The 15,144-nt window shown below is 41.2% G+C and carries 12 protein-coding genes; 3 read left to right on the top strand and 9 right to left on the bottom strand.

All coding sequences use genetic code 11. The features are described from left to right. Positions 1-312: 312 nt before the first annotated feature. The 4 genes from ACFE93_RS30710 to ACFE93_RS30695 all read right to left on the bottom strand — a co-directional run bounded on the left by ACFE93_RS30710 (position 313) and on the right by ACFE93_RS30695 (position 2,847). Entirely contained in the window at positions 313-501 is a 189-nt protein-coding gene (locus ACFE93_RS30710) for a hypothetical protein (protein ID WP_375479273.1), read from the bottom strand. Positions 502-892: 391 nt separating this feature from the next. Next, positions 893-1,579 carry a response regulator gene (locus tag ACFE93_RS30705; RefSeq protein ID WP_375479277.1) on the bottom strand — a complete coding sequence of 229 codons (687 nt, stop codon included), beginning with the start codon at positions 1,577-1,579 and terminating at the stop codon, positions 893-895. Between the two features lie 60 nt (positions 1,580-1,639). Then, positions 1,640-2,434 carry a sensor histidine kinase gene (locus ACFE93_RS30700; protein WP_375479271.1) on the bottom strand — a complete coding sequence of 265 codons (795 nt, stop codon included), beginning with the start codon at positions 2,432-2,434 and terminating at the stop codon, positions 1,640-1,642. A gap of 2 nt (positions 2,435-2,436) precedes the next feature. Continuing rightward, positions 2,437-2,847, bottom strand: a complete 411-nt coding sequence (locus tag ACFE93_RS30695; RefSeq protein ID WP_375479269.1) for a chemotaxis protein CheB — start codon at positions 2,845-2,847, stop codon at positions 2,437-2,439. Between the two features lie 1,067 nt (positions 2,848-3,914). Between ACFE93_RS30695 and ACFE93_RS30690 the strand changes: the two genes are divergently transcribed. Together ACFE93_RS30690 and ACFE93_RS30685 are read left to right on the top strand one after the other, a co-directional pair. Further along, positions 3,915-4,376 carry a response regulator gene (locus tag ACFE93_RS30690; RefSeq protein WP_375479267.1) on the top strand — a complete coding sequence of 154 codons (462 nt, stop codon included), beginning with the start codon at positions 3,915-3,917 and terminating at the stop codon, positions 4,374-4,376. Positions 4,377-4,415: 39 nt separating this feature from the next. Then, the gene (locus tag ACFE93_RS30685; protein WP_375479265.1) at positions 4,416-4,679 is read left to right on the top strand and encodes a hypothetical protein; all 264 of its coding nucleotides are present in this window, start codon (positions 4,416-4,418) and stop codon (positions 4,677-4,679) included. A gap of 194 nt (positions 4,680-4,873) precedes the next feature. Here the strand turns inward: ACFE93_RS30685 and ACFE93_RS30680 are convergent, their stop codons facing one another. The 4 genes from ACFE93_RS30680 to ACFE93_RS30665 form a co-directional block, all read right to left on the bottom strand. Then, a complete protein-coding gene (locus tag ACFE93_RS30680) occupies positions 4,874-7,141 on the bottom strand; it encodes a TolC family protein (RefSeq protein WP_375479263.1) in 2,268 nt (755 codons plus the stop codon). A 104-nt stretch (positions 7,142-7,245) separates the two neighbouring features. Further along, positions 7,246-8,808, bottom strand: coding sequence for a circadian clock protein KaiC (gene kaiC, locus ACFE93_RS30675; protein WP_375479261.1), 1,563 nt, complete (start codon positions 8,806-8,808; stop codon positions 7,246-7,248). Positions 8,809-8,884: 76 nt separating this feature from the next. Beyond that, the gene (kaiB, locus tag ACFE93_RS30670; protein ID WP_099099291.1) at positions 8,885-9,199 is read right to left on the bottom strand and encodes a circadian clock protein KaiB; all 315 of its coding nucleotides are present in this window, start codon (positions 9,197-9,199) and stop codon (positions 8,885-8,887) included. Positions 9,200-9,312: 113 nt separating this feature from the next. Beyond that, positions 9,313-9,894 carry a KaiA family protein gene (locus ACFE93_RS30665; RefSeq protein ID WP_375479259.1) on the bottom strand — a complete coding sequence of 194 codons (582 nt, stop codon included), beginning with the start codon at positions 9,892-9,894 and terminating at the stop codon, positions 9,313-9,315. Between the two features lie 660 nt (positions 9,895-10,554). On the opposite strand from ACFE93_RS30665, the gene ACFE93_RS30660 reads away from it, so the two are divergent. Further along, positions 10,555-13,791: an ATP-binding protein gene (locus ACFE93_RS30660; protein WP_375479275.1), complete on the top strand. Its 3,237-nt coding sequence runs from the start codon at positions 10,555-10,557 to the stop codon at positions 13,789-13,791. Between the two features lie 65 nt (positions 13,792-13,856). On the opposite strand, the gene ACFE93_RS30655 is transcribed toward ACFE93_RS30660, so the two are convergent. Next, positions 13,857-15,144 (bottom strand): glycosyltransferase (locus ACFE93_RS30655; RefSeq protein ID WP_375479257.1); only part of this gene is annotated, 1,288 nt, incomplete at its 5' end.

Raw genomic sequence — 15,144 nt, 5'->3', positions numbered from 1 at the left:
ACTCATTTGTTATTTCGGCGTGTCCATAACACACCCTACGAAACTACTAGAAGAGTTAAAACCTATGCTGGTCATACTTGATGTACACCCTAGCTTAAAAAGGGGGGAACCGGAATCAAAGTCCCCCTTAAGCTAAAAAGCTGAAGCCAGAAGCATTCTTCCCTTCTGCCTCCTTCCTGCCTTCTTGCACTAGTACAGGCGGAAATAAGCAGACTATTAAAAGCTACGAAAACTTAGCTGCTCCCAAAGCTCAAAGATGGTATGTGTATTTACGTCGCACGGTACTAGGCTGTAGCCCTGTCAAAGACCTACTTATGTAGTACGCAAATCTGCCTCAGTCAGGAGTATCATGCTTTCTGCACCAACTCTGCCAAAGTCAGGCTCGAGGCCTAATGCCATTTCAATGAGATACGTCCATGTGCCAGATTCCGGTTTGTAGCTGCGTACAATTCCTTCTCCGCCAACAAAGCTTACCCATTGGGTATTGCGAAACTTAGGCACGCACATAAAGGTTACAGCCATGCTTTAACTCCTCAATTCATAGTTGACACTTACTGTTTTAGTAAAAGAAATCAAATATGTTTTGTATCTTTTTAAGTAGAGATATCAAATATCATCTATAACTTTTGAATGTTTTCGGTGCAATTCATTCAATTTATACGTAATTTAAACGTTTATTTAAACATCACCTTTAACAGCAGTATATCAAGCTAATTGTGATTGACATATTCTGGAATGCTTTGTCAATATAATTCATCAACTATAATTTATACAATCAAGCTGTTTACTGTAGTTTGAATCAGGAATATTGCTTGCGATCGCCTACTTATTAATCATCGCCTACTAATTAAAGATTTTCGACTTCAACTTGTCAAATGAGTCAGCGGTACACTCACTTATTTGTAACTCGTCCACTCAAGGAAAGAATCATCAATAGCAATTGAGTAGATTCAATTGGTTTAGCCAGATGCATTTGAAACCCAGCTTCAATTGCCATTTGCCGCTCTTGTTCGCTGGCATAGGCAGTGATTGCCACTGCCGGAATTTGTCTAGAAGCTTCTACCTCAAGCGCTCTCACCTGACGAATCAGGGAGAAACCATCCGACTCTGGCATCCCAATATCTGTTAGAAGCAGATCGTATTTACCAGGAAATTCAGTTAGAGCAGCGATCGCTTCGGTTGCCGATGTCACAACCACCACTTCAGCCCCAAAGTCTTCTAACATCCACTTCATCAGGTCGCGGCTATCTGCTTCATCATCTACAGCCAAGATGCATAAACCTTCAAGGGTAAGGGATGGATTTTTACCATCGAATGTATCCAGAGGTTTTAACAAAACGCTCGGCTCTAAATAACTTGGCGGTGTAATCTCCAAGGGCATCGAGCGCAAAGGCAGCCTGAGGGTGACTGTGGTTCCTTGTCCCTCACCTAGACTGTGTGCTTGAACTGTTCCACCGTGAAGTTCTACAAGATAACGGACGATTGACAAGCCCAATCCCAAGCCTGGACTCGTTTTGCTGCTGCTAGAATTTCCTTGGCGAAAGCGCTCAAACACATACGGCAGCAAATCTGCCGAGATGCCAACTCCTGTGTCGCTGACTCGAATCTGGGCGTGAGTATTTACAGCTTTGAGCGTGATTTATACTCGCCCACCAGATGGAGTGAACTTAATGGCGTTAGAAAATAAATTCCACAGAACTTGCTGTAAGCGATCAAAATCTCCAACAACTGTAACCGAGTTCAAGTGTGAAACAATTTGAATGGTTTTCGCCTCTGCGGACAATTGGATAGACTCAATTGCAGCATTCACTACTGAAACTAAATCAATGAGACGAGTGGTTAAATGAACCTTTCCACTTGTAATCCGTGAAATATCCAGCAGATCATCGATTAACTGAGCTTGCATCCTAACACTCCGCTCCACTACTGACCAGGCACGAGTGACTGCTACTCGATCTAAATTACGCGTGCGGGAGAGTTGCGCCCAACCTAGTATAGTATTGAGCGGGTTACGAAGTTCATGCGAGAGGTTTGACAGGAATTCATCTTTAGCTCGGTTGGCGATTTGAGCTTCTTGACGGGCTGACTGCTCCTGTGCTAAAAGCTCGGATCTTTTTAACTCAAACTGCTTTCGCTCGGTGATATCTGCGATCGCCAGCAAAATCATTTGAGCATCTTCCGGTTGAATAATTTTCCAAGCATTGAGCAGCATGGTTTTCTGCCCAATCTGCTCAAAAGAATGCTCTACCTCCAAATTTTGAATACTGGTATCGTTGGCGAGAATGTCTTCTAAGAGCGATCGCAGTCCGGGTAAGTTCCACTGACCGTTCCCTAGTTCAAAAATTAGAGATTGCGCTGTCTGTGATGCTGAAACCTGAAACGTTTCATAAAACGAGCGATTGGCTTTGTTCACCCGGAATTCCGAATCAAGCACGATTAATGGCAATCAGCAGGCATATATTTCCCCTGAATTTTCTCTCGCGGCGTGAGTTGCAACACTCCATCAGACAACACCATCTTAGTGTTAGGCGGAATAATGTAGACTTGATTAGGGTGGACAGTCACGCCCTCTTGCACTTCACTGACATGCATTTGAGTTGTTCTCGCCAAAATCTCGCTTAACAGACTTTTGTGGTTAGGGTCTAGGTGCTGAATCAGCACAAATGCCATTCCTGTATCAGTAGGCAAATGCTTGAGTAACTCCCTAAATGCTTCTAATCCACCCGCAGAGGCGGCAACACCAACAATGGGAAATAAAGCATCTCTATTGTCAACCTGCTCTAAGTCGAATGCTTGATTAGCGGTAGATTCATATGTAGGTTGCTCAGAGGGTTGATCGGAGGTCATAGAATGAAATCTAGCACTGCAATGGTTTGGCAGATCCGGTTGATATTTTCGGTCAGTTTACTTATAAAATAGGCAACTATGCACAGGGTAGTCTTACTGGAGGCATAAGGAGTTAAGTATTAATAAAAACTTCGGTTGTCGGTTGAGAGCTACACTCAAGAAGAAAAATTATATTGAGGGTTAAGTCGCCACGATATACAAGGCTTGGTAAAAATTCCGAAAACAGATTCTTATAACTTAATATTAAAGCTTTATCAACCTTTATTAGATAAAGTAATGCGTTATCTGCAAGCGTCAATAAACCAGGCGTTGTCTAAATGTGAGATGAATCTAATTAAAAATAAGTATTATACCTTAAATAACTAAATTACAATCAAATTGAGTGCTTAAAGATATCCATTGCTTTTGAATAGCATAATGTTTTTCAATGTACTCCTGCTAAATAGTAACATCAAAGTAATTCGTAATTATGACTCCTAATTACGAATTATTTGGTCAACTCGTATTCTCAACTTGGACTTGGTTCATCTATGTTTTGCTAAGGGTCTGGGAAATAAATTTTATCGGCTATCCCCTTGCGATCCTGTTTTTTATTGTAATTATTTCCAAACTTTTAGCATATCTTATACAACTTATACGTTAAGCAACCGCTAAAAGAACTTGAGAAGGGAGAACGGCAATAGTTCTGTGGTTAATTTCTCAAAGGTTTTCTGTTGCAAAAATTATATTTAAAAAGTTTTATGTAGTACTTAATCAACTCATTCACAAAATCAAACAATCACTAATTATAGTACAGTCAGCAAATCTTCTAAACCATTTTAACGATTCTCTCCTACTTTTTAGTTAAGGGAAAGTCCAAGGGTTTGAATTTAACTTTACCCCTTGCCTTTTAAGCAATTAAGAGACAAAAAAAGAGATTGTTGGGATTAAACGAAAAGTATTACTTTCCGTTTAATCCCTCACTTCTAGTAATTTTGAATTCTGATGAATGGAATCTTATTCAGAATGACATGATATTAGCAGTAGCTGATTAAAAATAAGAAAAATGGGAGCTTTGACTAAAGATTATGAATAATATCCGTGTGTCAACAAACTTAGCCCATGCAAATTTGAAAGATAATATAAAAAACTTAAATAGTTTTAAAGGATCGACAATTTTGGCAGTGGATGATGATCTAAATATACTGTTCTTAATTACTGAGATTTTTGAAAGCTGTGGAATTAAGGTAATAACAGCAGACAATGCTTTAGAAGCATTTGAGGCGATTGAACAATTCCAACTGGATTTGTTAATTAGCGATATTAATATGCCAGGAAAATCCGGCTATTGGTTAATACAGAAAGTCAGAACACTTACACCTCCCAAAAAAAGAAAAATTCCAGCAATTGCTTTTACTGGCAATACTGACGCACATAATGAGGCTATTGCCTTTGGGTATCAAACTTATATCCAAAAGCCGCGGATGGGGGAGCTAGTAACAGAAACAGCAAGACTGCTTAGACGTTCAATAGACCTCTTGCACGAATAGTGTAAGCATGAAAAAATACAGGTCAAAAAAGAAAGAGCAATGAGCTACAAACAGATAAAAGACTTGCCACCATCAGAATTTAAACGGTTATATGGAGTGCATAAGCGGCAAGAAAAAACGTCACACCAGAAAACGCTTTGGCTTACGTTGCAATTTGATTGCTGGACTTCTCATACCAATTCAATTAATGATTGCAACATATCTTTGGGTAAAGACGCGATGAATCGCGTCTCTACAAATGGTCTATTTGTCGCATTCTTTTTTCAAATTGGTATCAATTATGAACATGCTCTGTTTTCTTGATTCATGCAAGAGGTCTACTGCCTTTTAGACTAAAAAGCCTCATCTTTTCAGTAAATAAACTGAAGAAATGAGGCTTTGAGCTAGCTTTTTATTAGAAACGTTACTGGACTCTGTGATCCTCTAATAGCAGGTGCAAAGTGCATTACAAAACACAACAGCAGTCAAAAATACTGATTCAGTTGAGTTTCAGCTAATTAGCGGAATGCTCTGAGGGTAACAGACCGTTGTAACTGAGCTAAAGCGCGGTTGTAATTCAAAATTGCTGTGACTCGATTACCTTCAGCTTGTGTGAGGTCATTTTCAGAGTTAATGACATCAGTTTGAGTACCTACACCAGCTTGGAATCGCAAACGTGCTAAACGTAGAGCTTCCCTAGCTTGTTCTAAAGCAGTATTAGCGGTTTGAACATTCTCCAAACTAGATTGCTGGGTAAAATAGGCTTGTTCTACCTGAAAGCGAATTTGATTGCGCTGTTCAGTAAATTGAGTTTCTGCGATCGCAATATTAGCTTCCTGTTGAGCTGCTCTTGCTCTTGCTGCTCCCCCATCATACAAATTTAGGGTTGCCTGAACTCCGAATGAATAACCATCAGTAGCGCTGACATTATCACTGAACTGATCTAGCAGGTTGTAGTTGGCGACCAAACTAACTTGAGGACCCAGCTCCGCAAGGGCTTGCCTACGCTGTTGCTCACTGGTATTGCGTTGTGCCAAAAACTGTTGCAGTTCTGGACGATTTTGATAAGCCAGTACAATACTTTGTTCTAGGGTTGGGTTCCAAAGACCAGCTAATTGTACAGGGTCAGCGGCACTGATATTTATTGCTTGCGGCAAACTTATCCGAGTTGCTAATTGACGACGGTAAATTGACTGCTGGGATCTAGCATTAGTTAAATTTTGCTGGGCATTTGCTAAATTCACCTGCGATCGCAACACATCAAACCGCGTACCAACCCCAGCTCGCTCTAAAGCTTCTGCATCACGTAAACTAGCCTCAGAGTTCACTACAGCCGACTGACTAATGCGTACTTGTTCATCCCCTTGTTGCAGATTGTAGTAGTCAGTGGCAACATTCAGACGAATTGTCTCAAACTGAGTTTCCACAGCCAACTCATAGTAACGTACCTGTTCTTCAGCCGCTCTGATGCTAGCTTGCACTCTCCCAGAAGTATAAAGATTATATGAAAGTTGTGCTGAACCATTGAAAGATGTACTGGGTTGATCTACCTTAGGGGCGAACGGATTTTGCCCGTTTATTTTGTCCTGAAGCTGATTCCCAGCAGACTGACTACGAGTAATATCCGTGCTAATTCCCAAAGTGGGCAATAAAGCAGCTTGCGCTTCGCGTAGAGATGCTCGATTGCGTTCTAGCTCTAATAGAGACACCTGTAAATCCCGATTATTACGCCGTGCTAGCTCTAGAGCCTGTGCCAAAGTAATTGGTTGATTTTCCTGAAGTCTCACTTCCTCCGCTTTGGTGGGAAATTGTAAAGGATTTGAGTTAGGAATCAGGTTCTCTGGAACTTGTACCCGCCCTGACGGCACAGGATTTACGGTTGTTGGTACAGTAGCAGGTTGCACTGAACCTTCTGGTGCAGGAGTTACAGTTCCTGGTAAAGTAGCAGGTTGCACCGAATTTCCTGGTGCCGGAGTTACGGTTGTTGGTACATTAACAGGTTGCACCGAACCCCCTGGTGCAGGAGTTACGGTTCCTGGCGCAGTGATTGGCGTCGAATCTGCCGGAATCGTGGTATTAATCTGAGCCAAGCGACCAATAGCATTTTGTTGTAAACAAGTGCTTGAGGTTAATAGCAAATCAGCCAAGGAGTCAGTTTTGCTTTTGCTCAACTCCTGTGGACACCTCTGCGCTGACAACAGTTTTGCTGCTCCTACACCTGTGGCTGAAGTTTGTAAAAATGTTTGCAACTGAGTAATAGTATTTATCTTTTGAACCACTGGCTGCTGCACAGAAGACAGGGACAAAATTCCTTTTTGGACAGAAGGGGGTTTTGAAGTGTAGTTGGGAACTACTATCTTCTTTAAATTCTGCCCATAAGCGCTTGAATTACTCTGTTTTTGGTTTTTTTGAACTTGGGAAGAATTAGAGGTAGGTATCAAACTGAAAAATCTACCTTTATCTTTCTTAAGTAGTTGTTTTATTGGCACAACAGTATTTTCAGCCGTAAATACTGGAATACTGTTATTACTTAAAGGTTTCATACTAAGTTTAGTAAAACCCAAAGCAGGTACTAGAGTTGGAACACTAACATTTGCACTATTAGGCAGTTGCCTATTTATGGTGTCCACAACCAAGCCTTGACCATAAGTAGAAGTCAAAACACTAGGAGAAGACGCCAGTTGTACCCCAGTTAGTTTCGCAGTACCAGCCCAAGTCGGCTGAGTTGTTAAGACTGCTGCCGTTACACCAGGTAAGAAGCTATAAAATAATTGCTGTCCTTTCACCGCATCCCCTCACACGAAAATCAATCTAGCGGCAGAAAACCTTTCTTCACCACAGAATATAGCACGATACTAAACTTAGGAAAGAATATACTACGATACTAAATTTAGGGTTCGGAACTCTGTTTGTCTTCAAAACGTCTAACAATGCGAGAAAGTTCCGCCTTTTCATCGATACTAACGCGAGTAGGAGCACCGCTGATAATCCGTTCGTAGTTTCGGAAAGAATCTTTAATTTCTGGGCCATCAGCAGTAATATTATACTCACGAATGCCCTTATCATGCCAAGATCCGCGCATTTTAAATACGTTAATTGCCCGCGACATTTCTCCACGAATTTCTACGTACTGTAACATCAGAATTGTATCGGTAATTGTGGAAATATGAGAGTCAGTAATCGAATGCGCTCCTAAAAATTGGTCGGTTGTGTTGGTAAAGAAACCAGTAATTTCTTCTTGTTTAGCATAACCTGTCACACCAATAACAAACTGCCGAAATGCATTATTTGTAACTCCTCTAGCTAGTGCTGATAGGGAATCAATAGCAATCCGAGCGGGTTTGAAAATAGCAATTTCTGATTTAATAATTTGTAAGTGGTCTTCTAAACCAGTTGATTCAGGATAGGTACAAATTATTTTGAGTAAACCTTGATGTTCTAATTCTTCAAAATCAATTCCCCAAGAGGAAGCATTACGAGATAGTTGAGCGCGTGATTCTTCATAAGCAAATAATATTGCTTGTTCTCCATTAAGGCAGCCATCTTGAATAAACTTACTGACTAACAGGGTTTTACCAGTACCTGTGGCTCCTGTTGCCAAAATAATTGAATCTTTAAAGAAACCACCACCGCACATTTCATCTAAGGTTTTGACACCAGAAGATACCCTGACATTAGAAGAACGTTGAGTCAAGCGCATTGCTCCGAGTGGAAAGATGTTAACTCCTTCATTAGTAATCGTGAAGGGATATTCGCCTTTCATGTGAGTTGTGCCGCGCAATTTGAGAATTTCAATTGTGCGACGGCGGCGTTCTCCTTCTAAAGCGTTGCGAACAATTACTACATTATCGGAAACAAATTCTTCCACTCCAAAAGAGGCAACGGGCCCATATTCTTCACTACGTTCAGTGGTAATTACAGTGGTGACACTCAGTAGTTTGAGACGTGCTACCAGGCGAAAAATCTCGCGTCGCACTACTCCCATCGCTTCATACTGCTGAAATACCGCTGTTATTGAATCGATTGAAACTCGTTTAGCTTTGTATTTGCGGATGGCATATTGCAAGCGCTCAATGAGTGCAGAAAGGTCAAAATTTCCGACGATATCTTGACCTTCTGGATCGGGAGATGCATCAAGAATAAACAACTTGCCTTCTTCAATTAAGCGGGGCAAGTTCCAACCAAAAACATGAGCATTTTTAATAATATCACTTGGTGATTCCTCAAAGGTTACAAATACTCCTGCTTCATCAAAATAGGTAATACCGTTATAGAGAAATTGAAGGGAGAATAAAGTTTTACCTGTGCCGGATGTGCCGCTGATCAAGGTAGTTCTACCAATTGGTAAACCACCATGACTAATATCGTCAAACCCTTCGATCATCGTCCTAATTTTTTCTATACCCCCAATTTTCGGTGGTTGCTTTGGTTCTAGTTGCTCGTTTTCATTCATTGCTTGATAACAAAAGGAGATTAAAACCTATTTTTTTATTACTAAAACTTGTACTCAATTTTTTATGATTAAAATTTTACTCTTCAAAATCTTCTTCACTCAGTTCTTCATAGAGCAAATCTAACCCAATCAACACTCTTTCTCTATCTGAAAGATCCCCAATAATTTTGCGAACGGGTGGAGGTAAAATTTTAGATAATGTTGGCGTTGCCAATATTTTATCTTCTTCCGCTAGTTGCGGGCTTTTGAGCACATCGATTACTTTTAAAGCATAAACACCTTCAAACTCCTGTTCTAAAATATCTTTAAGTGTTTTTAATGCCCGGACTGAATTAGGGGTGTTACCTGCTACGTAAAGCTTAAGAACGTAGGTTTTTCTGGCTTTATTCATATACTTAATAACTGGTCATCATCAGAGAAATACAATATTTTTCCGTGCATCGTGAGTCACTCACAGTTGTAGTTTGTTCCAAGTTGAATACAGAGCAAGAAATTTAATTTATTTTATTTAGAAATCGAACTCCTATAGACTTCGCACAGGTGAGCCAAGATATCTATCAACGTTAGGCGGTAATCAAGTAAGGTTTCATTGCTCCTTCCTTCTAATTTTAGCTGGTGAGAAAATTCTTCAATTATCTCCATGTGAATTTCGATTAGTTGAGGCACAGGAATATTAGCATAAAATATAGTATTGATGAATTTATCAATTTTATCTTTGAGTGTTTTGTCTGTAGTAAAATAATCTATAAGAATCAGGCTATAATCTGTTTTAAGCTGTCTTAATAATTCTTGTCTTTCTGCTGGAGTCATCTCCTGAAAGTGCTGTTGGCTTTTTTGCATCTGACTGGCAAATACATAAACGTAGTTGCTAGTGTATGCCTTACTTGGATTTAGTGGCGGCCAATTTGGTAAGTAGTTGATTTTTCCAGAGGTCGTTGCAGCAACAGGTAAGTAGCAAAATTGGGTAATAATTGCGTCCATCAATTTCCTTAACCACGTACTCAAACCTTTTAGGTTGGCTAAGTCAACTGGATTATTTAAGTATTTGTTAACATGAGATTGCAAAATCAATATCGGTAATAACATCTATTATTGAATATATCTCCTCGATCGCCCTGACCAAGAAACACGGGCTGATAAGTTTGGCTAACGCTTCTAGGGGAATACTGAGTGTGCAGTAAACTAGTGAGTTCACCCCAAAAAACGCTCTATTTGAGCAGATAGTGCTACGCACTTAGGAATTGAGTGGAGCAACCAACTGGTAGAACTTAGTAGGTTTTTGATTATGAGGTATCCGTCGGCATAGCAAGACACAATAATTAACTCATAATTTACATATCTATGTATATAAATAGATAGATTTTTTATTTTGCCCCTTGATAAGTTACTTAAACGAACTTAAAGGATTGTCGCATTCCAAATCATTATAATTCCTCAAGGTTCTAAAGCGAATCTTTGGGGCCATAATTGTTTTAGCCGTCGCTATCGATGAGGAGTTTAAATACCAGTAAGACGGTGGGGAGGCTGGCTAGTTACTAGAAATTAGAAACGTCGCCTCTTGGAAAAATGCACTCGTTCGCAAGCAAGTTGTCCGTTAGGGTAAATCCCCTTGTTTTAATGGCGTTGAAATAACCAGAGTTGCTTATTATGAGTCTTCTTAGAGGATATGACTTCAGGCGAAAAGACCATCAACTGGCAGATGGAAGTGCCGGAGGGTTCCACAGGAAGAATGACCCCCAAATCCCTATGTTAATGCTAGATTACCCGCTTTATGACTTTCAGGCAACCGTACCTAGCTGCCTCCAAACAAGTTCTCTGGCAGTGGTGTTAGAGATTTTTGAGCAAGAGCAGTGCGATCGCTTGGTAGTAGTGAATCAACAGCAATGCCCCATCGGATTGCTGTATTCTGCCCGTTTAATCCCAAAATTATTAGCACAAAGTGACGATAAAAATCTAAATTTACAACAATCGCTCTCTACCTGGGGTCAAGGTCTAATTGAGCCAATACAGACAATATCAGCTTCGGAGCGTGTAGAGCGATTAAGCTTACGCTGGTGCGATTCACAAGTCGAAAAACCCCCAAACTTAGATTGGGCGCTGATTGACTCTGAGGGTCGGTATTTGGGGCTGCTAGATAGTTCACGCCTGTTGCGATCGCTGGCTCAAGAACGTATGGCTGGTTTACAAAGGTCTAGTGAACATCGCCATGAGTATGATGGTGAACCAAATGAATCCAATTCGTTAGGACACCAGCCACTGGTACACTTGCTAGAAAGACTGCCTTGGCCTTTGATGTTGCAAACGGCTACTGGTGAGGTGGTAGCGCGAAATCCCGCCTGGTGGCAGCAATTAGGAACCTTAAAAGATCCAGAAGGGGTTAGGCAACAGGTGGAGGCAATACTTGTTCCTAAACGCTCCGAAATAGCAGAATATGTCACTCAACCAGCAATCAAGGTTTATCCCAATGGTAGGGAGAATGAGCATACTGGTGAAGAAGAACTGATTCAGCAAGAAACATCAACTGATGCTGTATACAGCCGATGCTATTTGGATAGTCAAGTGGGTACTTGTACCTGCGTTGTCGAAGTGCAAAATGGTCAAGAGCAAATCTGGCAGTTTGCCAAAATTCCCTTAGATAGTCCTGAGTTTAAAGTTATGAGTGCCGAAGAGGAGATTGCACTCAGCACTGATTTATGGTTGATTTTAGCTACTGATGTCACTGAACAGCAGCAACTTTGTAAAGAACTAGCAGCGAAGAATGCCGATTTAATTCAACTAAATCGGTTAAAAGACGAGTTTTTAGCTTGTATTAGTCATGAACTCAAAACTCCCCTAACTGCCGTTTTGGGATTATCGCGCTTGCTAGTGGATCAGCAGTTGGGAGAACTTAACGAGCGTCAAGCCCGTTATGCGGGACTGATTCATCAAAGCGGACGCCACCTGATGAGTGTGGTGAATGACATTTTAGATTTGACCCGGATGGAAACGGGACAAATGGATTTGACACTGACTCCGGTGAAAATCAGTACTGTGTGCGATCGCGCCCTATCGGAAGCCAAAGCTATCCACACTCAAACCACCAAAGCAACATCTGCCCCGCCACCTCCAAATGCCCGTTCATCTGCTCCCCAATTCTGTCTTTCCATTGAACTAGGTTTAGATCAGATGGTGGCAGACGAATTGCGCTTACGCCAAATGCTAGTACACCTACTTTCCAACGCCTTTAAATTCACCGAAATATCTGGCGAAATTGGGCTGCGGGTAAGTCGTTGGGAAGGATGGATTGCCTTTACAGTTTGGGATACAGGTATTGGCATTCCTGAACACCAGCAACACTTAATCTTTCAAAAATTCCAACAACTAGAAAATCCTCTCACCCGCCAATTTGAAGGCACTGGTTTAGGGCTAGTATTAACTCGCGCCTTGGCTCGCCTCCACGGAGGAGATGTCAGCTTCTTATCGCGTGAAGGTAAAGGTAGCCAGTTTACACTACTTCTGCCGCCCAGCCCTCCGAAAACAGGCTTTTCGGAACCAGATATGGGAATCAGAGAAGACGAGGAGACACGATACCAACCGACACGGGAAAATCTCGCCGCCGCTCGTCAACATCCTAGTACGCCCACACAGCATCATCCTGCGAGTTCGCAACGATTGGTTTTGGTAGTCGAGGCAGTAGCCCGATATATTGAAGACTTGACCGAACAACTCAAAGGTTTAGGATATCGGGTAGTGATTGCGCGATCGGGGACAGAAGCAGTCGAAAAAGCGCGGCGCTTGCAACCAATAGCAATATTTTTAAATCCGTTGTTACCCTTGCTATCAGGTTGGGATGTACTGACTTTACTAAAATCTGACACTGCAACCCGTCATATATCTGTAATTGTGACAGCGACGGGAGCCGAAAAGGAGCAAGCATTTGCTAACCGAGCCGATGGCTTCTTAAGTTTGCCAGTAGAGCATCAGGTCTTAGCACCAGTTCTAGAAAAATTATGTACTGCACAAGTAATACCGCAGATAGGGTTAAATAATAGTGCAATTATCCCAACTAAAACCCCACTGCGAATTCTCAGGTTGGTGAATCCCCAGTTAGAATCAGTCAATCCCCACCCCTCACTTCGAGAACATCGGGTGATTGAAGTAGATGACCTAGATCAGGCAGAACTTTTGGCGCGGGTATGGCAGTTTGATGTGATTTTGTTAGATGTCGAAAGTACCACCGCCCAAATTTATTTGCAAAAACTGATTGGACATCCGCGTTTAGCAGCTATACCACTGGTTACTTGCGATGTTGCAACTACTTTAATTGCTTCTAAAATACCAGGGCTATCTGTATTTCCTTACTTAACACCATTTACTAAAGATAACAGCAGTCGTACTGAGAAAACCGATGCTTTACTATCAGTACTGGAAATTGCTTCTGGTATTTGCTGCCCTTCCAACATCTTAGTAGTGGATTTAACAATGCTACGAGATTTCCCCCAGGTAAGACGTAAGCCAGCTAAGGGTTATCGGACAGAAAAAAATTGCTCAATTAGTAGTGAAACTGCTGAACGGGGATCTGAATGGTTCCAAGCTTTAATTCAATACCTCCAAACAGCAGGCTTCAAAGCGGCGATGAGTCCTTGTTGGGCAGAAGTGTTGCAACAAATTCGCCACGAAAGCGTTGACTTACTGCTAATTTGTTTAGGAGAAACCTCTATCCACAAAGATGTACTCAAAGCACTGAAAAAACTAGGAGATTCGCCTTTAAAGTTGCCACCAATTTTGGTATTAAATCAGCGATTGAATCGCTCAGAAACCAGTTTCCCGGATGGAGTAGCTTATCAGGAAATTAACAAGCAGAAGAAGAATGGTTTGGAATCGATAGAAACTGTTGTTGGTGCGATCGCTACCCAAATCTTACCGCGATCAATATCAATGGAAGACCTCTTAAACCAGATCAATCAAGCTTTAGCTGTCAATGGCTACAACAGCAAATGTTAATGGGGTCATTAGTCATTGGTCATTAGTTATTATCAAAGGATAAATGATCAATGACTAATGACAATTTATGATATGTCTATTTTTTGATTTTTCATTTTCTTAAAAGGAACTCGAACCAAGTTATAAGCACCTTTGGTCGATAAATTCTTGTAATCATCTGGCTGTAAGTCCATTTGTAAAAACTTTTTCTGTTCAGCCAACAGCAGCACTGAGGAAGGTTTTAGTCCTTTAGCAGCCTGGTTTTTAATATGCTCCACAGCCTCTTTAGGAAATTTTAAATAATTTACGTGGATGTGGCTGTAAAATACCACACTAGGCTTTTTGAAGCCAAGCATGATCAATTCTTCATTGGGTTGTTTTGCTTCTAGAATGACCGCAGACAATTCTCTTAAGGGTAATTGACGTTCTCGATCGATAAAGAACGAAGCAGGCGTTAAGACAAAAATTATAAACGCCACAAACCCGATTAAATTAATACTGATAATGTAGTTCCAGCGGCGACTCAATAATAAACCCGCAACCAAAACAGCACAAACTAGCCAAATTAGACCCGCGATTACTGGTAAACCAGATTGTTGAATTAGTTCGTGGAAGTTACTTATAGCTGGATCGGTACCTAATATGTGGGTTATGTTCAGCAGTGCTGTTGCCAGAACTGATAAAAATATTACATTTACCCAACCACTCATTCGCAGCAAAGACGTGGAGATGGACGGAGTAGAAGAGGGGGAAACAGGAATTGTTTGCCGTGTCTTTATATCTGAAAAAAGGTCGCTCCACAACAGGGCTACCAGGATTGCTGCTGCTGGCATTAAAGGCAATACATAGCTAGGGAGTTTAGTAACGGCAATGGTAAAAAAGGCAAAGATGCTAGCAAACCAGAACCAGGCAAATAAACCAAATTGCTGAAAACGTTCAAGCGATCGCCAATGCGATCGCTGCCAAAACCTTAGTCTGATGATAGAGGCTGGTAAATACACTGAGTATGGTGCAAAACCCAACAGCACGACTAGAAAGTAAAAATACCAAGGTGCTGAGTGACCATTAACTACTTCTGTAAAGCGTTCCAGGTTGTGATAACCAAAAAAGGAGTTAATGTAATTCCAGCCATTGCGCCAAATGACTAAAGCATACCAGGGCACTGACAAAGCGATAATTATCAGTATACCTACGAAAAGATGCATTTCTTGCAACACCTCTCGCACTTTACCCACGTAAAGCAAAAAGGCAGCAACAATTACCCCCGGCAAAACAATTCCCACTGGCCCTTTGGTCAAAATTGCGCCAGCAATCAGCACATAAAAAGCTAAGTACCACTTATTAGGAAATGGGGCATGGGGCATTGGGGATGGT

This window comes from uncultured Nostoc sp. (assembly GCF_964247315.1).
Taxonomy (GTDB): domain Bacteria; phylum Cyanobacteriota; class Cyanobacteriia; order Cyanobacteriales; family Nostocaceae; genus Nostoc.
The sequence above is the reverse complement of the archived record's forward strand: the minus strand, read 5'-3'. Positions and strand labels throughout refer to the sequence as shown.